This window comes from Nesterenkonia halotolerans (assembly GCF_014874065.1).
Classification (GTDB): domain Bacteria; phylum Actinomycetota; class Actinomycetes; order Actinomycetales; family Micrococcaceae; genus Nesterenkonia; species Nesterenkonia halotolerans.
Genome location: NZ_JADBEE010000001.1, coordinates 2,083,770 through 2,104,557, shown reverse-complemented (window position 1 = coordinate 2,104,557; position 20,788 = coordinate 2,083,770). Strand labels below are relative to the sequence as shown.

Annotated in this window: 17 protein-coding genes; 8 read left to right on the top strand and 9 right to left on the bottom strand. The window is 65.4% G+C overall.

Features of this window, described 5'->3' with window-relative positions:
• Positions 1 to 36: 36 nt before the first annotated feature.
• Both H4W26_RS09555 and H4W26_RS09550 read right to left on the bottom strand, forming a co-directional pair.
• The gene (locus tag H4W26_RS09555) at positions 37 to 612 is read right to left on the bottom strand and encodes a helix-turn-helix transcriptional regulator (protein WP_192591815.1); all 576 of its coding nucleotides are present in this window, start codon (positions 610 to 612) and stop codon (positions 37 to 39) included.
• Positions 613 to 744: 132 nt separating this feature from the next.
• Positions 745 to 1,323 carry a MarR family winged helix-turn-helix transcriptional regulator gene (locus H4W26_RS09550; RefSeq protein ID WP_192591814.1) on the bottom strand — a complete coding sequence of 193 codons (579 nt, stop codon included), beginning with the start codon at positions 1,321 to 1,323 and terminating at the stop codon, positions 745 to 747.
• Between the two features lie 119 nt (positions 1,324 to 1,442).
• Between H4W26_RS09550 and H4W26_RS09545 the strand changes: the two genes are divergently transcribed.
• From H4W26_RS09545 to H4W26_RS09525, 5 genes are all read left to right on the top strand, one after another.
• Positions 1,443 to 3,713 (top strand): MMPL family transporter, encoded by a 2,271-nt coding sequence (locus H4W26_RS09545; RefSeq protein WP_192591813.1) that lies wholly within the window; start codon positions 1,443 to 1,445, stop codon positions 3,711 to 3,713.
• Between the two features lie 140 nt (positions 3,714 to 3,853).
• Entirely contained in the window at positions 3,854 to 5,272 is a 1,419-nt protein-coding gene (locus H4W26_RS09540) for a sensor histidine kinase (RefSeq protein WP_192591812.1), read from the top strand.
• Positions 5,269 to 6,006 (top strand): response regulator, encoded by a 738-nt coding sequence (locus H4W26_RS09535; RefSeq protein ID WP_192591811.1) that lies wholly within the window; start codon positions 5,269 to 5,271, stop codon positions 6,004 to 6,006. The genes H4W26_RS09540 and H4W26_RS09535 overlap by 4 nt, the downstream gene beginning before the upstream one ends.
• A gap of 150 nt (positions 6,007 to 6,156) precedes the next feature.
• Complete coding sequence (locus tag H4W26_RS09530) at positions 6,157 to 7,080, top strand: ABC transporter ATP-binding protein (RefSeq protein WP_192591810.1); 924 nt, start codon at positions 6,157 to 6,159, stop codon at positions 7,078 to 7,080.
• The gene (locus H4W26_RS09525) at positions 7,077 to 8,225 is read left to right on the top strand and encodes an ABC transporter permease (protein ID WP_192591809.1); all 1,149 of its coding nucleotides are present in this window, start codon (positions 7,077 to 7,079) and stop codon (positions 8,223 to 8,225) included. The genes H4W26_RS09530 and H4W26_RS09525 overlap by 4 nt, the downstream gene beginning before the upstream one ends.
• 81 nt (positions 8,226 to 8,306) lie before the next feature.
• Here H4W26_RS09525 and H4W26_RS09520 read toward each other — a convergent pair whose 3' ends face one another.
• Complete coding sequence (locus tag H4W26_RS09520) at positions 8,307 to 9,296, bottom strand: aldo/keto reductase (protein WP_192591808.1); 990 nt, start codon at positions 9,294 to 9,296, stop codon at positions 8,307 to 8,309.
• A 98-nt stretch (positions 9,297 to 9,394) separates the two neighbouring features.
• Complete coding sequence (locus H4W26_RS09515) at positions 9,395 to 10,831, bottom strand: APC family permease (RefSeq protein WP_192591807.1); 1,437 nt, start codon at positions 10,829 to 10,831, stop codon at positions 9,395 to 9,397.
• Between the two features lie 108 nt (positions 10,832 to 10,939).
• Here H4W26_RS09515 and H4W26_RS09510 point away from each other — a divergent pair, with 108 nt between their 5' ends.
• Positions 10,940 to 11,851, top strand: coding sequence for a LysR family transcriptional regulator (locus H4W26_RS09510; RefSeq protein ID WP_192591806.1), 912 nt, complete (start codon positions 10,940 to 10,942; stop codon positions 11,849 to 11,851).
• 37 nt (positions 11,852 to 11,888) lie between these two features.
• On the opposite strand, the gene hisD is transcribed toward H4W26_RS09510, so the two are convergent.
• Positions 11,889 to 13,202, bottom strand: a complete 1,314-nt coding sequence (gene hisD, locus H4W26_RS09505) for a histidinol dehydrogenase (RefSeq protein ID WP_192591805.1) — start codon at positions 13,200 to 13,202, stop codon at positions 11,889 to 11,891.
• Between the two features lie 252 nt (positions 13,203 to 13,454).
• On the opposite strand from hisD, the gene H4W26_RS09500 reads away from it, so the two are divergent.
• Together H4W26_RS09500 and H4W26_RS09495 are read left to right on the top strand one after the other, a co-directional pair.
• Positions 13,455 to 14,264: an alpha/beta fold hydrolase gene (locus H4W26_RS09500; RefSeq protein WP_192591804.1), complete on the top strand. Its 810-nt coding sequence runs from the start codon at positions 13,455 to 13,457 to the stop codon at positions 14,262 to 14,264.
• Between the two features lie 17 nt (positions 14,265 to 14,281).
• Positions 14,282 to 15,022, top strand: coding sequence for an esterase/lipase family protein (locus H4W26_RS09495; RefSeq protein ID WP_192591803.1), 741 nt, complete (start codon positions 14,282 to 14,284; stop codon positions 15,020 to 15,022).
• A gap of 78 nt (positions 15,023 to 15,100) precedes the next feature.
• Here the strand turns inward: H4W26_RS09495 and H4W26_RS09490 are convergent, their stop codons facing one another.
• The 4 genes from H4W26_RS09490 to H4W26_RS09475 all read right to left on the bottom strand — a co-directional run bounded on the left by H4W26_RS09490 (position 15,101) and on the right by H4W26_RS09475 (position 20,673).
• Entirely contained in the window at positions 15,101 to 16,804 is a 1,704-nt protein-coding gene (locus tag H4W26_RS09490) for an ABC transporter ATP-binding protein (RefSeq protein ID WP_192591802.1), read from the bottom strand.
• Positions 16,804 to 17,853, bottom strand: coding sequence for an ABC transporter permease (locus H4W26_RS09485; RefSeq protein ID WP_192591801.1), 1,050 nt, complete (start codon positions 17,851 to 17,853; stop codon positions 16,804 to 16,806). The genes H4W26_RS09490 and H4W26_RS09485 overlap by 1 nt, the downstream gene beginning before the upstream one ends.
• A 2-nt stretch (positions 17,854 to 17,855) precedes the next feature.
• On the bottom strand, positions 17,856 to 18,935 hold the full coding sequence (locus H4W26_RS09480; RefSeq protein WP_378626012.1) for an ABC transporter permease: 1,080 nt from the start codon (positions 18,933 to 18,935) through the stop codon (positions 17,856 to 17,858).
• Between the two features lie 100 nt (positions 18,936 to 19,035).
• Entirely contained in the window at positions 19,036 to 20,673 is a 1,638-nt protein-coding gene (locus H4W26_RS09475; RefSeq protein ID WP_192591800.1) for an ABC transporter substrate-binding protein, read from the bottom strand.
• Positions 20,674 to 20,788: the final 115 nt, after the last annotated feature.

Genomic DNA, 20,788 nt, shown 5'->3' with positions numbered 1-20,788 from the left:
GGCAGCAGCGCCGAGGATCAGGTGCAGTCACGCGGTTCAGTCCTGCGCGAGGATGGAATACAGCCGACGACGCACCTGGTCCAGCTCTTTCTCCGCCTGACGAATCTGCTCCGGGGTCCCGGAACGGCCCACCTGCGCGGCCGCCTGAGCCAGTTCCATGCCAGCTTTGGACAGGGTCCGCACGGCGTGGCCGCGAGACTCGGCGCCCTGACCTTGCGCAGGCCACGGGCCAGCCGCCTCGGCGGCTTCCCGGCCTTCTGCGGTCAGCGAGTAGGTCTTGCGTCCGCCCTCGGCCTCCGCGTGGATGAGCCCCTCGTCGGCCAGAAGCTGCAACGTGGGGTAGATCGAGCCGGGGCTGGGCTTCCAGGATCCCCCGCTGCGCTCTTCGATCTCATGAATGATCTGGTACCCGTGCATGGCTCGCTCGCTCAACAGGGAGAGCACTGCCGAGCGGACATCACCGCGGCCGGCTCGCGGCGCCGGCTGGTTCTTGAAAGCACCACGCAGCTGATCCAGAGCCTCCCAGATGTCACCTGGGGACCCTCCTACGGTGGGCCGAAAGTCTCCGAAGATCCCACGAGAATGGGAGTCACCTGTGAATGATCCAGTCATAACAGCCTCCTAGGCGCCGCACCCACGATGGGCCCGATCACGCCTAACGATATATCGGCAAGTATCGCCTCGTGAAGATGTGACGAATCACGTCCATCACCAGACGGGGCTGCTGGGAGGCATCACAGATGTTCACGGCTCCTGGGCGGTGGCCCAGTCGACACCCTCCAGCGAGAGCTGCTGCGTCATGTCCTGAAGGAATCCGATCACGACCTCGCGCTCACTCGCGCTCAGCCGTGCTGCCGAGTGAAATCGCTTCGCCTGCTGGCGCCCCACTGTCTCCATCGCTGCTTTCGCCGTCGCCGGCGTCACACGCACGATGAAGGCTCGTCGATCGGAGTGGTGCACCTCGCGGGTGATGTGCGCACCCCGCTCCAGACGATTGAGAAGCTTCGTGGTCGAGGCCGCCGAGATTCCCAGATGGGCCGCAAGCATCCCAGGCGTCACCATCGTTCCGCGGTTGTCCGCCACGATCAGATAGTGGATCGCGCTCATATCCTGCGGGCTGAGCTTCATGTACTGCTGCGACGCCTCGGACAGGCGCTCCTCGGCAGCCCGGAGTTCAGACAGCGCCCGCATGAGCCGACCGATTTGGGCAGTATCCTCGGTGGACACGTCGGACCGATCCACGAGCTGCTGCTCGGGGTCCGTGGCGTCCACCTCATACAGGTGCTCTGCGACGGAGTCAGGCCCTGCTTCTCCTGCTGGCATGATGCCTACCTTACGACGCAGCGGCTGCGTCAGTGCAGATTACTATCCTTTGGTGTACTTTATCCTCAAAGACATTAAACGCCACGACCGCACGGACCGCCACGCGAGGAGAAGCAGACATGCCGCAGCGCGAGCTGACAGACGTCAACGAGGACGGCCGTTCCAGTGCAGGAGCCAGTGGCCGCTCGGCGCGAGGGCGCGTTCCCCGGTGGCTGCGGGTGTTTCTCCCCGCCCTGTTGATCCTGATCTGGCTGACGGGGACCGCGGTGGGTGGGCCTTACTTCGGCAAGGTCTCGGAAGTCAGCTCCAACGATCAGACGACCTACCTGCCTGAATCTGCGGACGCCACGGCAGTGCAGGAGCTGCTCGGAGAGTTCAATGACTCCGAATCCATCCCCGCCGTCGTCGTCATCACCTCCGACACGGAGCTCAGCGGGTCCCAGGTCACCACGATCGAAGACGCCGTCACACAGCTGCCCGAGATCGACGGCGTGCAGGACGATCTCTCCCCTGCCATTCCGTCCGAGGACGGCCTCGCCGTGCAAGCCTTCGTGCCCATCAACTCGGAGGAGGAGCTCGGCGACGTCGTCGGCGAGATTTCAGAGACGCTCCGCAGCGAACTTCCGGACCTCGAGGTCTTCGTCACGGGACCGGCCGGGTTCACCGCCGACCTTGCCGCCGGGTTCGCGGGCATCGACGGGATCCTGCTGGCGGTCTCCCTGGCGGCGGTCTTCGTCATCCTGATCGTCGTGTACCGATCACTGCTGCTGCCGATCGCCGTGCTGGCGACGAGCGTCTTCGCCCTCACGGTCGCGCTGCTGAGCGTCTGGTGGCTGGCGTATGCGGACGTCCTGCTGCTCAGCGGGCAGACCCAGGGGATCCTGTTCATCCTGGTGATCGGCGCGGCCACGGATTATTCGCTGCTGTACGTGGCGCGCTACCGGGAAGCGCTGCGGGTCCATCAGGACAAGTGGACCGCGACGTGGAAGGGGCTGCGGGGGTCCTTCGAGCCGATTCTCGCCTCGGGTGGCACCGTGATCGCGGGCCTGCTGTGCCTGCTGCTCAGTGACCTGAAGTCCAACAGCACGCTGGGACCCGTGGCCTCGATCGGCATCCTCTTCGCGATGGCCTCGGCCCTGACCTTCCTGCCAGCGCTGCTCTTCGTCTTCGGCCGGACGGCGTTCTGGCCCCGCCGCCCACGCTTCGAGCCCGAGGCGGTCGCCGCAGAGGGCGGAGTGCCGAGCCGCGGCCTCTGGGCCCGGACTGGTCAAGCCGTGGAGCGCAGACCCCGGCGCATCTGGATCGCGACGACCCTGCTGCTCTTCATCGGAGCAGTGGGAGTCACGCAGCTCGACGCGCAGGGCGTTCCGCAGTCGGAGCTCGTGCTGGGTGAGTCCGAGGCACGGGATGGCCAGGTCGCCTTGGGCGAGCACTTCCCCGGCGGCTCGGGCAGCCCCGCCTACGTGGTCACCGAGCAGGACTCGCTCCAGCCGACTGCCGACGTGCTGCTGGGGAACCCCGGGGTCGACGGCGTCACCGTGGTGACCGACGACGACGCCGGCTCCGCCCCAGTCACCGAGGACGGCGTCAGTGGCTTTGGCCCTCCGGGCACACCCGCCCCGGAACCCACGGTGGTCGACGATTCAGTCATGCTCCAGGCCACGCTGACCGACCCGGCTGATTCGGCAGCCGCGCAGGACACCGTCCGGGAGCTGCGTGCGGACTATGCCTCGACTGATTCCGAGGTGCTGGTGGGCGGTGTGACCGCCACGGCCATCGACACCAACGATGCCGCGATCAGTGACCGAAACCTCATCATCCCCATCGTGCTGCTGGTCATCCTGCTCATCCTGATGGTGCTGCTGCGCTCGGTCCTCGCCCCGGTGCTGCTGGTGCTCACCACCGTGCTCTCCTTCGCCACAGCACTGGGGGTCTCCGCGCTGGTGTTCGACTACGTCTTCGACTTCCCGGGGGCTGATCCCACGGTGCCGCTCTACGGCTTCGTCTTCCTGGTCGCACTGGGCATCGACTACAACATCTTCCTCATGACACGCGTCAGAGAGGAATCTTTGAGCCACGGGACGCGTCGCGGAGTCATCCGCGGGCTGACCGTCACCGGTGGCGTGATCACGTCGGCAGGGATCGTGCTTGCCGCCACGTTCGCGGCGCTCTCGGTGATCCCGATCCTGTTCCTCGCCCAGATCGCCTTCATCGTGGCCTTCGGCGTACTTCTGGACACCTTCCTGGTCAGGGCCCTGCTGGTCCCCGCCCTGGTGCGCGACATCGGCCCCGCCGTCTGGTGGCCCTCGAAGCTCGCGCGGCCTGACGGATCAACATCGGACCAGAGACTCAGCTCCGAGAATCTCAGCTCCGCAGTCGGCGAGCGCTGATCACACCTGGCTGGCTGAGTTCTCCGGTCGCTGCGTGACCGCCGGAGAACTCAACCACGAGGGAGGGGAAACCCCGCGGGAGGAATATCATCGGTCTGACAAAACGATGAAATGTTCAGCCCTACAGCGGAGAGGCACCGATGACGACCGCGCCCCCGGACGCTTCATTTCAAGGACCAAGCGGTTCTGTCTCCCCGGATTCTCCATCCTGGCGACGCCGCGCGCCCACCGCTGAAGAGTTCAGGACCGACCTCTCCATCACCCTCGGGCTCTTCTGCTGCTCGGTTCTGTCTCTGGTGCTGTTCCGGCCGGCGGGGTTCATCGAAGACCCTGCCGGGCCCATCACGTCTGCACTGTGCCTGATGGTCACTGTCCTTCCGCTGGCGTGGAGACGTCGCTATCCCGCGGCCGTCACCTCAGTGGTCGCCGGCGGCTTCATCCTGGTCACGGAGCTGCAGGTGCCGGAGATGCTGGTCATCAACATTGCGCTCTTCCTCGCCCTGTACAGCCTGGGCGCGTGGGGCCGCCGGAAGCGCACAGCTCACATCGTGCGCTGGTCCGTGATCGCGGCGATGGCGCTCTGGCTGCTCATCGCGTTCTTCCGCGTCTCCTTGGAGGACCCCCTGTCGGATCAGGAGGCGATGGGACCGGGAGGGATGACCCCGGCGCTGGCCTACATGCTCTATCAGCTGCTGATCAATGTGCTGTACTTCTCAGCCGCCATCTGGTTCGGACACCATGCCTGGGAATCCGCCCGTGACCAGGCCCGACTGGAGGAACGGGCGGCTGAGCTTCAGGCCGAGCGTGCGACAGTGGCGGCGCAGGCAGTCTCGCTGGAACGGCTCCACATTGCCCGCGAGCTCCATGATTCGGTCGCCCACCATGTCTCGGTCATGGGGGTTCAAGCCGCCGCGGCACGCGTGGTACTGACACAGGACACCGCGAAGGCAGAGAGGTCCATCCGTTTGGTCGAGGACTCTGCGCGCCGTTCCGTCGCGGAGCTCCATTCACTGCTCGGCACCCTCCGGGAGCAGCCGCTCATGCGCTCCGGCGGCGAGAAGTCTCCCTTCGGCTCGGGGACCTCTTCTGGGGGCGTGGTCGGCGTCGGTCACCTGGAGGGTCTCGTCGCTGAGGCACGCATGACTGGCCTCCACGTCTCTCACCAGGTCCTCGGGAACCCCTCCACGCTCAGACCCCTGGTGTCCATGAATTTGTACCGGATCGCTCAAGAGGCCCTGACGAACGTCCGGAAACATGCCGGGGAAGGCACCAAGGTGGACCTGCGACTCCGCTACCGGAGAGCTGCGGTCGAGTTGGAGGTCACTGATGATGGCTCCGGCAAGGCAGGGAATGCGGCCCGGGGTGCGGGTGATTCAACGGGCGGACACGGACTCATCGGCATGCGGGAGCGAGTCGCAGCCATGGACGGAGAGCTCACTGCCACCACGCAGGCCAGCGGAGGATTCACTGTTCGCGCAGAGGTGCCGCTGACGGAAGAGTCCCCAACCCTGTGGCCTTCCGCGGCGTCGGCCAGTCAGACCGATGGACGCCAGTCATGAACGGTCACCCGCAGGTTGACTCCCCCATCCGGGTGTTGCTGGCAGATGACCAGGACCTGGTGCTTGACGGCATCGCCACGATCCTGCAGTCACAGCCGGGTCTCGAGGTCGTGGCCCGCGCCTCCACCGGGCAGGCAGCGATCGACCTGGCCGCGCAGACGAGCCCGGACATCGTCTGCATGGACATCGAGATGCCCGGCATGAGCGGCATCGACGCGACACGCCAGATCGTGTCTGCCGGTGGAACTCAGGTCATCATGCTCACCACCTTCAACCGTGACGACTATCTGCTGGAATCCCTCCACGCCGGCGCCGCTGGTTTCCTGCTGAAGACGTCCTCCCCCGAGCAGCTGATCGCCGGAATCCGCTCAGTCTTCTCGGGTGACGCGCTTCTCGCGCCCGAGGTCACTCGATCCCTGATCCAGCATGCCATCACCCAACGCACCCAGACGCCAGCTGCGGAAGCAGAAGCCCCAGAATCTCGACTGCCAGCGAGACTCTTGCCGCTGGCTGACGGCGCACATCCGCAGGATCTGACCACTCGGGAACAGGACGTGCTCTCCCTGGCCGCGCAGGGTCTCTCCAACAGCGAGATCGGAGCGCAGCTCTTCATCGGGGCAGAAACGGTCAAAACACACATCTCCAACGTGCTGGCCAAGCTGAACCTGCGCAATCGCGTCGAAGCCGTCGCGTTCGCCTACCAACACGGGCTCGTCAAACCGCTCTCCGCATGAAACTCAGCTCCTGAGCAGCTGAGGGCCTGCCTAGAAGCCCGTGGAGCCAGACTCCCCTAGATGGGGGATCCGCCCAGGCCAGCGGGATCGGTACTCTCGAAACAAGTTCTCACACTTCCACCGGTCCCCGGCTCAAGAAGGTGCCCTCGTATGCTCGAGCTGCAAAACATCTGCCGGTCCTATTCAGGACGCCAGGTCCTCCACGACCTCTCTTTCAGCGCCCACCCCGGACAGCTCACCGGCTTCGTCGGCGGCAACGGCGCAGGCAAGACCACGACGATGCGCATCATCCTCGGGGTCCTCTCCGCTGATTCCGGCACTGTGCGACTCGACGGAGAAGAACTCACCGGTGCCTCGCGATCGCGGTTCGGGTATATGCCTGAAGAGCGTGGCCTCTACCCCAAGATGCAGGTCGCGGAACAGATCACCTACCTGACCCGGCTGCATGGGTTCGAGCGCCGAGAAGCCCGCACCCGAGCAGAACACCTGCTCGAGAGGCTGGGTCTCACTGAGCGGATGAATGCTCCGCTGGAGTCCCTGTCTCTGGGAAACCAGCAACGGGTACAGATCGCCGCTGCCATGGTGCATGACCCGGACGTCCTGGTCCTGGATGAGCCCTTCTCCGGCTTGGACCCGATGGCGGTCGACGTCGTGCTCAGAGTTCTGGCAGAACACGCTGCGGCGGGCGCTGTGGTGCTCTTCTCCTCGCACCAGCTCGACGTCGTCGAGCGCCTCTGCGATGACCTCGTCATCATCGGATCGGGCCGCATTCTGGCGGCCGGGGGCCGCGAACAGCTGCGCGAGAGACATGGCACACGCCGGTTCGAGCTGATCACCGATGCCGATACCGGGTGGGTGCGCGACCTCAACTCCGTGCAGGTCGACGAATTCTCTGCCGAACGCGTGCTCTTCCGCGGCGACGACGCCGCAGCTCAACAAGTGCTGCAGCACGCCATGGCCCGAGGTCCGGTCCGGCAGTTCCGTCCGGTGCTCCCCAGCTTGAGCGAGATCTTCAAGGACGTCGCATCTGACGATTATGCGCAGCAGTCCCGCGGACAGGAGACCCGAACATGACCACGACGATTCCCCGTCCCACGCGAGGCGAACACGAGCAGCCCTCCCCGCGCACTCAGCTCGGCTCGGTCCAGGCTTCCCTGCTGGTGGCCGAGCGTGAGATCACCACACAGGTGCGCAACAAGTCGTTCCTGATCAGCCTTGCGATCACGGTGCTCATCACCGTGGTCGGCATCCTGATCTCGGGATTCATCGGAGGCGATGAGGAACCCACGACTGAGGTCGCCGTCGTCGCGGGGGCTGACGCCCTCGACGAGGAGCACAGCGACGCAGGCCTTGAGATCGTCGCCGCCCCCGACCAGGAGGCCGCCGAGCAGCTGCTCCGTGATGGTGATGTCGAAGCCATCATCACCACGGACGAGGAATCCCCGGTGGGACTGCGTGTCATCGGACTGGATGCGATGCCCACGGAGGTCGCCCAGGCGCTCTCGGTCAGTCCGTCGATGGAGGTGCTGGATCCCAGCGCGGAGGGCCCGCTGCGCTTCATCATCGCCCTGCTCTTCGGGCTGGTCTTCATGCTGCTTTCCATCGGCTCAGGAATGATGATCGTGCAGAACACGATCCAGGAGAAGCAGTCCCGGATCGTGGAGATTCTGCTCTCCAGCATCTCCTCACGCTCGCTGCTGGCCGGCAAGATCATGGGGAACTCTGCGCTGGCTCTGGGGCAGGCGGTGGTGATCGCGGCCGCGGCTGCTCTGGCGCTGATGGTCTCGGGGCAGCAGGATCTGCTGGACGTGCTCACCGTCCCGATGCTGTGGTTCGTCCTGTTCTTCCTGCCCGGCTTCGTGCTGGTAGCCGCGATATTTGCCGCCAGCGCGGCGCTGGTGTCCCGTCAGGAGGACTCCGGAACGGTGGTGACCCCCGCGATGATGTTGGTGATGATGCCCTATTTCGTCGTGGTGTTCTTCTACGACAATCCCTTGGTCATGACCATCGCGTCCTACATCCCCTTCACCGCACCCGTGGCGATGCCCTTGCGGATGTTCTTCAACGAGGCGGCGTGGTTCGAACCACTCCTGGCGCTGGCCGGTCTGGTGCTGGCGAGCCTGGTGTTGATCATGCTCGCCGCCAGGATCTACAGCCGTTCGCTGCTGCGCACCGGCCAGCGGGTCTCCCTGCGAACGGCTCTCGGATCAGGCGACTGAGCAGCGAGGGCACCGCCAGACGACATCTGGCGGTGCCCCGAACGGCCCCTCGGTCTCATGCCTGGACCCGGGCCCGGATGCTCAGGCCTGGGGCAGCGGAGCCTTCGGTGAGATCAGGCCCTCGTGGAGCAGCTCTTCCCAGAAGGCGGCGGGGATCTGCGTCTTGAGCCCGGCGATGTCCTCGGCAATCCGACCCGGTCGGCTGGATCCTGGAATCACTGCCGCCGTCGCGGGGTGGGCCATGGAGAACTGCAGGGCCGCGTCCTTCAGGCTCACCTGGTGCTGGCCCGCCACAGCGTTGAGCTGCGCCACGTGCTCCTTGACCGCCGGAGTCGCTTCGGCGTAGTCGAAGTGATCTCCGCCGAGCAGCGCACCGGAGTTGTACGGTCCGCCGACGATGATCCCCACGCCCTGAGCCTCCGCACGGGGCATCATCCGCTCGAGGGCGGTCTCATGCTGCATGAGGGTGTACTGGGTGGCGGAGAGGCTCACGTTCGGGGTGGTGTCCTCCAGCTGCATGGCGAGCTCGATCGGCTCGGTCGTGTTGACGCCCAGCCCCCATCCCTTGATGAGACCCTCCTCGCGCATCTGGGTGAGCACCCGGAATGCCCCGGTGCGCGCCTCTTCCAGCTTCCCGATCCACTCATCGCCGTGGAAGTCCCGGGACACGTCATGGACGAACACGAAGTCCAGACGATCGGTCCCTAGACGCTCGATGCTCTGTTCGATGGACCTCCGCGTGGCATCGGCGGTGTAGTCGGTGACGACCTTCTTGTTCCGGCCGTCGGCGAAGAGCCCTGACTTCTCTTCGGTCTCGTCGAGCATGTAGCGGCCCACCTTGGTGCTCAGCACGAACTCGTCGCGAGGCTGCTGGCTCAGGGTCGCGCCGAGACGCTTCTCGGCCAGTCCGGCCCCGTAGAAGGGAGCGGTGTCGAAGTAGCGGATGCCTTCATTCCATGCAGCCTCCACGGTGCTGCGGGCTTCGTCCTCCGGGATGTCGCGGAACATGTTGCCCAGCGGGGCGGTGCCGAATCCGATGGTCTTGTTCAGCGTCTGGTTCAGGTCGCTCATGTCGTGAGTCCTTACTCGTTGGTCTGCAGTCGTCACGGGAACACCACCTGAGGCGCGGTTTATTTCATGGCTCCGCAGTCTGACTGACCGACAAGGACTTACTTTCGACGGATCGCCAGCGCGTCGAGGAGTCTGCCTTCGGAATCCGATCCGGCATGGATTCCGCGCGGGATCCGGAACAGGAAAAACATGCCGAGCAGCCACCAACCACCGAAGAGCACGTAAGACATCGGATGGATAGAGGCCGGCATGCCCGGAATATAGAGGGAGAGCAACCCCAGAGTGAGCAGGCAGCCGAGGACTCCGATGAACGTGCCCTTCGAACCAGCACCTGTCATGAAGGGACGTTCCATGCCGGGCTCTCGCCTACGCAGGATGAGAAAGACAACGCAGACCATGAAGTAGGTGAGCACGATGCTTGGTGACCCTGAGTCCACGAGCCACCCCAGGGCGCCTTCCCCGAGGAACGGGGCGATGATCGAAAGTACACCGATGAACGCGATGGCGTGCGATGGTGTCTGGAACTTCGGGTGAATATGAGCGAACCAACGGGGCAGCATTCCTGATTTACCCATTGCGTACATCAATCGCGATGCACCAATGAGCATCGCGATCCACGAAGTGATGATTCCGGCGACTCCACCTGCAATCAGCACGTGCGCCATGAACTGGCTGCCGAAGAGTGCACCCATGGCGTCGGCCGTTGCCAGATCCGAATTCACCAGCGCCTCCAGCGGCATCGAGGAGGCAGTTGTCACGGCCGTCAAGATGTACCAGACGGTGGCGATGACCACCGAGATCACGATGAGCTTGCCCACGCGGCGCGGGCTCATGCGAAGCTCTTCGGCAGTCTGCGGGATGACATCGAAGCCGACGAAGAGGAACGGCACGACAATCAGAACCGTGAAGACCCCGGTGAAATCCGTGAAGATCGGATCCATGTTGCTCACGGAGCCACCCGTGAACGAACCGAAGGTCAAGATGAGCCCTACTGCCACCAAGAACAGCACGACGAACGTCTGAATCAGGCCGGCGGTCTTGATCCCTACGTAATTGATCACGGTGACTATGACTGCCGATACTGAGCCGACCAAGGCCCACAGAAGGAAAACATCGGAGCCAAAGACCGAATATAGGTACCCCTGGTTAATTCCAGGGAACACATAACCGAGGGTACGAGGAAGCGCGACCGCTTCGAAGGCGACGATGGTGATGTAGCCACCGGTGATTCCCCAGGAGCCCATGAAGGCCCACCGTGCGCCCAGCCCGCGCATCAGGTAGTTGTGCTCACCACCAGCCCGTGGCATCGCCGCCGTCAGCTCCGCGTAGATGAGACCGACGACCACCATGATGAGTCCGCCTGAGAGCAGGGCGAGAACGGCTCCAAGGGTGCCGGCGGCTTCCAGCCAACCGCCCGTCAGAACCACCCAGCCGAACCCGATCATGGCACCGAAGCCCAGGGCGTATGAGTCCAACGTGCTCAAGGCACGTCGTAGTTGGGGAGCTTCGTGGGTCGTTCTGGATTCTCTGATCATTCTTCAGTCCTCCGCAGGAAACATCAACGAGGTGGCGCCGCTCACGCTACGATAATGTCTGCCACTGGACAAGCCTGGATTATCTGGCACTTAGTGTAGGTTTTACCTATGTCAATGACCCTCGCGCAGCTGCGCGCCTTCCTTCGCACCCTGGAACTGGGGACATTCACGCGGGCCGCAGAAGAGCTCGACGTCTCCCAGGCCTCCGTTTCAGAGCTCGTGAGCCGACTCGAGGAGCATCTCGAGACCCGCTTATTCGTCCGCGGCGGTCGACGAATGGTCCCCACGGCTGCGGCGGAGGAGCTGCGGACATACGCCTTGCGAGCGCTGCAGGCAGCGGAGGACGCCAACCATGCAATGCAGGCGCTGCGATCGCTGGAGGCTGGGGTGGCGAGATTCGGGGTCCTTCGGAACGCCAACTACTACGGGCTCACCAGGCTGGTCGAGACCTTCCACGCGCGGCACCCCCAAGTACGCATTCACATGGTGGGGGTGAACTCTCACGACGTGGCACAGGCTGTCGAGAGCGGACATCTGGAAGCTGGAATCGTCGTCCTGCCCGTAGGGTCTGAGGACCTTGAATACGAACCACTGTTCCGAGACGAGGTTCTCTTTGCCACCGCACACGAAGGCCCCGCCAACGGGTCAGCAACCACGAAAGACCTGGATACCGCGGGTCTGGTCCTCTATGACGCACAGAGCGGCTGGGCAGATCCGACACGGAGACAGCTGCTCGATCGCGCCCAGCAGGCGGGCCACGCGCTTGAACCGCTCATCGAAGTTGAACAGGTGGAGTCTGCGCTGACCCTCGTGGCAAATGGCACGGGTGCCACGGTAGTCAGCGACTCCCTCAGGCGGGCCGGAAGGATCCCCGATGGGGTGGAGGTCTATCCTTTCGAGCCGCCGCTTCTCGAGACGCTCGCGCTGGTGAGGCGAAAAGACACGGTGGTCTCCCGGGCAACCACCGAGATGATGTCCTTGGTCCGTGAATTCATCCACGGACCAAGGCACCATCGCTAGCTCCACTGGCTGATGCCCCGCCGGCGAAGTGGCTGGTTCAGTTCTGGTATCGGTCCAACCGGTACGTGGCGGTGCGGCTGTGGGCCTCCATGCCCTCGGCATCGGAGATGACCCGAACGGGCTCCGCCGTCGATGGAGTCGCTTCGCGAGCCACACGCTGATAGGTCAGCGGCTTCACGAAGCGAGACACGGAGAGTCCCGCGCTGTGCTTCGCTCCCCCCGCGGTGGGCAGGGTGTGGTTCGTCCCTGCCATCCCCTTGTCCGAGTACGCGACTGTGCTCCACGGACCGAGGAAGATGGAGCCGTAGTTGCGCAGACGGTCGTGGTACCAGTCATCATCTGAGGTGATGACCTCCAGATGCTCCGGGGCCAGATCATCCATCAACGCGGCGGCGGTCTCCCGCGTGTCGGCAACTGTGATCGATCCGAAGTCCCGCCATGCCGGACCAGCGATCTCATGAGTGGAAAGTGTTGCAAGCTGACGGTCTACGGCATCCGACACCTGTTGCGCCAACACCGGTGAGGTGGTGACGAGAGCCGCGGGCGATTGCGGTCCGTGCTCGGCTTGACCCAGAAGGTCGGCAGCGACGATCTCTGGCTCGGCGGTGTCGTCGGCGATGACGGCGACTTCTGAGGGGCCGGCGGGCAGGTCAATGGCCACGCGACCGAAGAGCTGACGCTTGGCTTCTGCGACAAAGGCATTCCCAGCTCCAACAAGCATGTCTGAGGGAAGCTCATCCAAGAGGCCGAACGCCAAGGTGGCCAGGGCCTGCACACCGCCGAGGACGTACATGCGATCAACCCCGGAGAGATATGCGGCATAGAGCACTGCGTCATTCGCCCGCCCGTCCGGTCCGGGCGGCGTTGCGGCCGTGACCAGCGGCACGCCCGCTTCCTTGGCGACGCCGATGGACATGAATGCGCTGGCCGTGAGCGGGAATCGTCCTGCCGGCAGGTACGCTCCAACCTGTCGAATAGGGACATATCGCACTCCACACACCACTCCTGGTGCAGTCTCATACTCGAAGTCACGCAGATGACGTCGGGATTCCGCGGCGAAGGCCTTGGTCCTCCGGGAACCGAGTTCAATGGCCTCTCTCAGATCGGTGGGGAGGCGCTCTCCGCTCGACTCCAGGTCTCCCTGACTGACCACGAAGTCTCCGGAGTAGTTATCCAGCTTCAGCGCATACTCCTCGACCGCGGTCAGTCCCCGACCCTCGATGTCAGCCAGCATGCTGCTGACCGTCTCGGTCACCTTCGGGGCATACTGGGCGGCCGGAGCTTCGCTCGGCGCCTTGAGGAAGCTGAACTTCCCGTCCAGTGCACTCAGTGTCTGCGGAGAGAATCGCATATGAACTCCTTACTTGGGCTTCTGCGCCCACGTTCTGCCTGTATCAACCACAATCCAATGTATTCTCGGGTTATTCATAGGACAACCGCAGTGTTTCCGGGATAACCCACAGGTTATCCCGATGATTGGGGTCGAAACCTCTTGTGTCGACCTCAGCTCTAGGCACACCCTGTTATGGTCCGAGTCCCTGCGCAGTAGACATAAGAGGCACAGTTTTCAGTCGAGATGACCAGCGAGATGAAAGTGAAAATCGTGCCCGAGAGCGACCCAGCCGACGCCCAGCTCAGCACCCGACGCGTGCACGTCAGCGGCCATGCCGTGGATGTGCGGGGCACCTTCGCGCCCGGGCGCCAACCGATCCTGCTGGTGCATGGGATCGGCATGTCCGGTGAGTACTTCCTGCCCTTCGCCGATGTGCTGTCGCAGACCCATGACGTCTACGCCGTGGACCTGCCGGGGTACGGTCGCACGCCCAAACCGCCGCGCGCTCTCACCATGACCGAACTTGGTGAGGTCCTCGCTGAGGTGACTCTGGCGCTGGGACTGAAGGCCGCCGTCGTCGTCGGCCACTCCATGGGCGCGCAGATCGTCACCAGCTCCATCGCCGGGCACCGCGGGCTCTTTGCCGGCTACATCCTGATCGGACCGACGGTGGACCCGACGGCGCGCAGCCTGCCGGCGCAGGCGGTGCGGCTGTTCCGCGACAGCTTGGCCGAACCGCCCTCCAGCAACGCCGTGATCTTCCGCAACTATCTCCGGATGGGCCCGCTGCGCTACCTGCGCACGGCCCGCTACATGGTGACTCACCGCACCGAGGAGTCCATTCGGCACTGCACCATCCCTGGCTTGGTGATGGGAGGCGGCAGGGACCCGATCGCCTCCGAGGCGTGGCTCTACGAGCTGGCCCGGACCGCGCCTGATGCGCAGGTGCTGGAGGTTCCCGGGGGTCCGCACGCCGTGCAGCTCAACCGTCCGCGGGAGCTCGCCGCAGCCTGCGCGCCCTTCCTGGAATCGGTCACCGGTCAGCAGCCCGACCCGCACACACTCGGTCCGCGCTCATGATCGGCCGACGGCGCCGCGTGGACCGATCAACCGCCCGCAGATCCCTGGGGCGGGTGCGTCTGCCCGGTCCTCTCTCCGAGGCCGGCACCAACCTCGATGCCTGGGTGCGGGACTACGCCTATGCGCTGCGCCGCCAGGCCTCCGGGGAGATTCGTCGGCCGAAGCCGAGGCGGTATCGTCTCTCCACCCCGGAGACCCCGGTGATCATCCTGCTGCCCGGGATCTATGAGACCTGGGCGTTCATGCTCCCGGTGGCCGAGACGCTGCGCGCTCGCGGCTATGACGTGCACGCAGTCCTGGACCTGGGGCGCAACGGCGGCACCATCGAGGACATGGCGGGGCGGGTGGACGCCTATATCCGCCGCGAAGGCATCTCGCACTGTCTGCTGGTGGCGCACAGCAAGGGCGGGCTGATCGGCAAGCTGCTGCTCTCCCGCTACAACACAGCCGGGGCCATCCACGGGCTGGTGGCCATCAATACGCCTTTCGCCGGTTCCCCGCTGGCTCGACTGCTGCCGCTTCCTGCACTGCGCGTCTTCCAGCCCCGGTCACCCGAGCTGGCGGAACTCGCTGCCAGCCGCGAGGTGGACCGGCACATCGTCTCGATCTACGGCCGCTTCGACCCGCACATCCCCGGCGGGAGCCACCTCGAGGGCGCGCACAACATCCAGCTCGAGACGCGCGGACACTTCAGGCCGCTCGCCGATGCCCGCGTGCACGAGGCAGTCCTGGAAGGGATCCAGCACCTCACGGACTGAGCAGCGCTTCTGGGCCGCGGCCCGCTGTCCAGCGAGACTGTTCAGCGCGACCGCGAGCCCGACCAGCCGCGGCCCCGCTCAGCCCTCGGCTGCGCGGTGCGCCGCCAGGGCCTCACGGCGCTGCTTCTGCTCCACCGGGTCCGGCACCGGAACCGAGGCCAGCAGACGCTGTGTATAGGGGTGCTGCGGGTCGGTCAGGACCTGCCTGCCGGCCCCATGCTCCACGAGCTCACCGCGGTAGAGCACCCCGATCTGGTCCGAGAGCATCCCCACCACTGCGAGGTCATGGCTGATGAACAGCGTGGCGAAGCCGCGGCGCTCCTGGAGCTCGCTGAAGACCTCCAGCACTCGCGCCTGCACCGAGACATCCAGCGCCGAGGTCGGCTCATCGGCCACCAGCAGCTCGGGATCCAGGGCAAGCGCCCGGGCGAGGCTGGCGCGCTGACGCTGACCGCCGGAGAGCTCATGCGGGTAGCGCTCCGCGTAGTGGGTCGGCAGATGCACGGAATCGAGCAGCTCCCGCACCCGGGCCTTGGTGCCGGCGGCGTCGGTCGCCTCCCCGTGGATCAGCAGCGGTTCAGCGATGGCCTCCCCCACGGTGAGCAGCGGGTTGAAGCTGGTGGCGGGATCCTGGAAGACGAACCCGACGCGGGAGCGCAGCGGACGGAAGGTGCGCTCCTTATAGCCCACCATCTCGTGGCCGAGCACGCTCAGCGATCCGCCGGTGGCGCGGGTCAGCCCGACGATCGCCCGGCCGATGGTGGTCTTGCCGGACCCGGATTCTCCGACCAGCCCGAGCACCTCGCCCGGCGCGATCGTGAAGTTCACCCCGCCGACGGCGCGGAACCCCGACCGGCCCAGTCGGCCCGGGTAGACGATCTCCAGGTCGCGGGCCTGGACCAGCGGGGCCGTGGGTTCGCCCGGGCCGGCTTCCGCGGTGACCTTATAGGCGGTGTGGGCACCGAGGCGCGGCACGGCGCCGAGCAGCTGCTGGGTGTATTCGTGCTTCGGGTTCGCGAAGAGGTCGCGGACATCGGCCTCCTCGACCACCTCGCCGCGGTACATCACGGCGACGCGGTCGGCGAGGTCTGCGACCACACCCATGTTGTGGGTGATCAGCACGATCGCGCGGCCGAAGTCATCGCGGACCCGGCGCAGCAGGTCCAGGATCTCGGCCTGCACGGTGACGTCGAGCGCCGTGGTGGGCTCATCGGCGACGATGACCTTGGAGCCCAGCGCCAGCGCCATGGCGATCACCACGCGCTGCTTCTGTCCTCCGGAGAACTGGTGGGGGTAGTGATCGACCCGCTTCTCCGGGTCGGGGATGCCGACCGTGCCGAGGATCTCGACGGCGCGTTCCCGTGCCTGCTTCTTGGAGTACTTGCCGTGGGCGCGCAGCCCCTCGGCGATCTGCCAGCCGACCGTGTAGACCGGGTTCAGTGCGGTGGAGGCCTCCTGGAAGACCATGGCCACGTCGCGCCCCCGCACCTGGCGCAGCTGTCCCGGGGAGAGCTGGACGACGTCGTTGCCCTCGAGCACCACGGCGCCGGAGACGGTGGCGTTGTCCGGCAGCAGACCGAGGATCGACTTGGCGGTCACAGTCTTGCCGGAGCCGGATTCACCGACGATCGCCAGCACCTCACCGGGCTGGACGTGCAGCGAGACGCCGTCCACGGCGCTGACCGGCTCGCCGTCGGTGGCGAAGCTGATGCGCAGATCACGGATGTCTACGGCGGGTTCGGCGGCGGTGGCCGCTCCCTCTTGGTTCTGAACAGCGGTCATCACGCGGCTCCCTTCATGGCCGTGGCGGTCCGTCGGGGCACGCGCTTGGGGCGGCGGCGGATGCGCAGTCGCGGATCGGAGAGGTCGTTGAGCGACTCACCTACCAGGGTGATGCCCAGCACGAGCAGCACGATGGCGGCACCGGGGAAGACACCGGTCCACCAGATGCCTCCGGCGACGTCGGAGATCGCGCGGTTGAGGTCATAGCCCCATTCCGAGGCGGCGGTGGGGTTGATGCCGAAGCCGAGAAAGCCCAGCCCCGCGAGGGTGAGGATCGCCTCGGAGGCGTTGAGCGTGATGATCAGCGGCAGCGAGCGGGTGGCGTTGCGCAGCACGTGCCGCGAGAGGATCCGCGGCGTGGATGCGCCCAGCACTCGGGCGGACTCCACGAAGGGCTCGGCCTTCAGCCGCACCGTCTCGGCGCGCACCACACGGAAGTACTGCGGCACGAAGACCACGGTGATGGAGATGGCCGCCGCCAGGATGCCGCTGATGAATCCGGACTCGCCGCCGGAGATCACGATGGAGACCACGATGGCCAGCAGCAGCGAGGGGAAGGCGTAGATGGCGTCGGCGATGGTGACCAGGATCCGGTCCAGCCAGCCGCCCAGGTAGCCCGAGATCAGGCCCAGTGCGATGCCCAGGAAGATCGAGAGGACGACGGCGAGCACCACGGTCAGCACCGCGGTCTGGGCGCCCCACACCACCCGGGAGAACACGTCGTAGCCGCCCACGGTGGTGCCCCACCAGAACTGGGCCGAGGGCTCGCCCTGGCGGGGGAAGTTCCCCCCGGCGTCGGAGAGCTGGTTGAAGCCGTAGGGGGCGATCAGCGGAGCAAGCATGGCGGCGAGCAGGAACACCGCGCACAGCACCAGGCCGGCGATCAGCATCCCGCGCTGGAGTCCGGTGCTGCGGCGCAGCTGCCAGATCACGGGCAGCCGCTTCCAGCGCGGTTCGCGCTGACGAGCCTGGCCGGTCACGACTGGATCGGTGGCCGAGGCGGGGCCCTCCACGGGTTCTGGGAGGTTGGAATCAGTGGGAACAGACATGGTCAGTACCTCACTCTCGGGTCGATCAGCGCGGCGAGGACGTCCACGGCGAAGTTGGTCAGTGCGACGATCACTGCGAGCAGCGCCACGATGCCCTGCACGGCCACGAAGTCGCGGGCGCCGAGATACTGGGCGAGCTGGAAGCCCAGCCCGCGCCAGCCGAAGGCCGATTCGGTCAGGATGGCGCCGCCGAGCATCAGCGCGATCTGCATGCCCATGACCGTGATGATCGGGATCAGCGCCGGCTTATACGCATGCTTGCGCAGCAGCCGACCCTCCCGGACACCACGCGAGCGGGCGGCGTCGACATAGTCCATGGACAGCGTGCCGATGAGGTTGGTGCGGACCAGCCGCAGGAAGACCCCGGCGGTGAGCAGACCCAGGGCGACGGCGGGCAGCACCGCGTGTGCCAGCACATCTGAGATCAGGTCCCAGCGTCCGGTGCGCAGTGCGTCGATGATGTTGATCCCCGTGGAGCCGGAGATCCGGTCGAGCACCAGCTGGGTGCTGGTGCTCGCGCGGCCGCCCAGTGGGAACCAGCCGAGCCAGACGGAGAAGACGAGCTTCAGCAGCAGGGCGGCGAAGAACACCGGAGTGGCGTAGCAGAGGATGGCGAAGATGCGCAGCAGTGCGTCCGGGATCTGATCGCGGCGGTATGCGGCCAAGCGTCCCAGCGGGATGCCGACCACGAGCGCGACCACCAGGGCGAAGAAGACCAGCTCGAGGGTTCCGGTGCCGTAGGTCACCAGGATCTCGCTGATCTCACGGTTGTCAGTCAGGGTGCGGCCGAAGTCTCCGGTGAAGATCTGACCGATGTACTCGAAGTACTGCACCAGCACCGGCCGGTCGTAACCGGCTTCGGCGAGGCGGGCGTTGAGCTGGTCGGGGGTCAGACGACCTCCGACCGAGGCGGAGATCGGGTCACCGACCACCCGCATGAGGAAGAAGACCAGCGTCACCAGGATGAACACGGTCGGGATGATCAGCAGGAACCTGACCAGGATGTAGCGGCCCAGACCGCCGCCCCCGGATTTCTTTCCGGCGGCGGCGCTCGGAGGCGTTGCTGTGTCAGCGATGGTCACGCTGGTCCTCTTCTCTCAGAGTCTTTTTCGGGGTGCTGCCCACACCGGTTGGCCCGCTGATCGGCAGGTCAGCCGATCAGCGGGTCACCCGGTGAACAGATCAGCGGGTCAGCGAGGCGTAGCGGAACTTGAAGGACGCATCCAGCGTCACGCCTTCGATGTCGTTGGCCGAGACCGCGACCTGTGCACCCTGGAGGTACGGCAGCGTGGAGAGATCCTCTGCCACCAGCTCCTGGGCCTCTTCGATCATGGACGTGCGCTCTGCCTCGTCCGGCGTGCTGGCCTGCTCCAGGATGAGGTCATTGACCTCTTCGTTGGAGTAGCCGTTGACCAGGAAGTTGTCCTCCAGGAAGAACGGCGCGAGGTAGTTGTCGGCATCGGAGTAGTCCGGGAACCAGCCGAGCTGGTAGGCCGGGTAGACGCCCTCGACGCGCTCCGCGTTGTAGGTGTCCCACAGCGTGGACTGCAGGTTGACCTCGAAGAGACCATCGGATTCCAGCTGGCTCTCGATCATGGCGTATTCCTCATCCGAGGAGTTGCCGTAGTGATCGGGGCTGTACTGCAGGTTCAGCTCGACCGGGGTCTCGATGCCGGCCTCCTCCAGCTTGCTGGCCGCAGCCTCTGCATCCGGGCCGCCCTCGCCGTCGCCGTACATCTCCATGAGCGGCTCGACAGCACCGGTCAGTCCCTCGGGGACGTAGGAGTACAGCGGGGTGTAAGTGCCCTGGTAGATCTCCTCGCTCAGCGCCTCGCGGTCCAGCAGGTCCGCAGCTGCCTGGCGCACGGCCAGCGCCTGCTCCTCGTCGGCGTCCTCGGTCTCGGCGCCGAAGGGCTGAGTGTTGAAGTCGAAGACCATGTAGCGGATCTCGCCGCCGGGGCCGTCATGGACGGTGACGTTCTCGTCCTCGCGCAGGTCACCGAGGTCGGTGGGGCTCAGGTTGCGGAAGGCCAGATCGATGTCGCCCTCCTGCACTGCCAGCTTGAGCTGGGTCTCCTCGGTGAAGTACTGCGCGGTGATGACGTCGGTCTCTGCCGCGTCGAGCAGACCCTGGTAGTCCTCGAAGGCCTCGTAGCGGATCAGCTCGTTCTCGGTGTAATCCGTGATGGCGTACTGACCGGCGAACGCGTCGCCCTCGACGATGTCCTCGGAGGGGGTCAGCTCGGTGGCGGAGAAGACTTCCTCATCCACGATCGGACCAGCCGGTGAGGACAGGATCTGCGGGAACGTCTGATCGTCCTCGCTGTTGAGGTTGAAGACCACGGTCTGCTCATCCGGAGTCTCGACGCTGTCCAGGTTGTAGAGCAGGGAGGACGGTCCGTTGGGATCCGCGATCTCCAGCTGGCGGTCGAAGGTGAACTTCACATCGGAGGAGGTCAGCTCGTTGCCGTTGGCGAAGGTCAGACCCTCCTTCAGCGTGACCGTGTACTGCGAGGGCTCGGTGAACTCCGCGGACTCGGCGATGTCCGGTTCGACGTCCGGGCTGCCATAGGGAGTGTTCATCAGGAACGGATACACCTGGTTCTGCACGGAGAAGGATCCGTTGTCATAAGAACCGGCAGGGTCCAGGGAAGTCACGACGTCCGTGGTGCCGACCGCGATGCTGCCGCCGCCGGAATCATCCCCTTCGCCTCCGCCGTCGATGTTCTCGGTCTCTGCGCATGATGCCAGCACGAGTGCCAGGCTGGCGGTGAGAGCGACCGCGCTGAAAGCACGGCGCCGATGTCCTGAGAATGCCATGAGTCAAGTCCTTGCGAGTGATGGGCGACCGTCGGCGGGGTGCTGCGGCGGCCGAGGACACGGTGAGTCCTTCGCGTCCGGCGTCAATTGAAACACACAACTTTATCGCCAGATG

Coding starts and splice junctions, on each gene's coding strand:
- H4W26_RS09555 (WP_192591815.1), bottom strand. CDS start 612: ATGACTGGATCATTCACAGGTGACTCCCATTCTCGTGGGATCTTCGGA.
- H4W26_RS09550 (WP_192591814.1), bottom strand. CDS start 1,323: ATGCCAGCAGGAGAAGCAGGGCCTGACTCCGTCGCAGAGCACCTGTAT.
- H4W26_RS09545 (WP_192591813.1), top strand. CDS start 1,443: ATGCCGCAGCGCGAGCTGACAGACGTCAACGAGGACGGCCGTTCCAGT.
- H4W26_RS09540 (WP_192591812.1), top strand. CDS start 3,854: ATGACGACCGCGCCCCCGGACGCTTCATTTCAAGGACCAAGCGGTTCT.
- H4W26_RS09535 (WP_192591811.1), top strand. CDS start 5,269: ATGAACGGTCACCCGCAGGTTGACTCCCCCATCCGGGTGTTGCTGGCA.
- H4W26_RS09530 (WP_192591810.1), top strand. CDS start 6,157: ATGCTCGAGCTGCAAAACATCTGCCGGTCCTATTCAGGACGCCAGGTC.
- H4W26_RS09525 (WP_192591809.1), top strand. CDS start 7,077: ATGACCACGACGATTCCCCGTCCCACGCGAGGCGAACACGAGCAGCCC.
- H4W26_RS09520 (WP_192591808.1), bottom strand. CDS start 9,296: ATGAGCGACCTGAACCAGACGCTGAACAAGACCATCGGATTCGGCACC.
- H4W26_RS09515 (WP_192591807.1), bottom strand. CDS start 10,831: ATGATCAGAGAATCCAGAACGACCCACGAAGCTCCCCAACTACGACGT.
- H4W26_RS09510 (WP_192591806.1), top strand. CDS start 10,940: ATGTCAATGACCCTCGCGCAGCTGCGCGCCTTCCTTCGCACCCTGGAA.
- hisD (WP_192591805.1), bottom strand. CDS start 13,202: ATGCGATTCTCTCCGCAGACACTGAGTGCACTGGACGGGAAGTTCAGC.
- H4W26_RS09490 (WP_192591802.1), bottom strand. CDS start 16,804: ATGACCGCTGTTCAGAACCAAGAGGGAGCGGCCACCGCCGCCGAACCC.
- H4W26_RS09485 (WP_192591801.1), bottom strand. CDS start 17,853: ATGTCTGTTCCCACTGATTCCAACCTCCCAGAACCCGTGGAGGGCCCC.
- H4W26_RS09475 (WP_192591800.1), bottom strand. CDS start 20,673: ATGGCATTCTCAGGACATCGGCGCCGTGCTTTCAGCGCGGTCGCTCTC.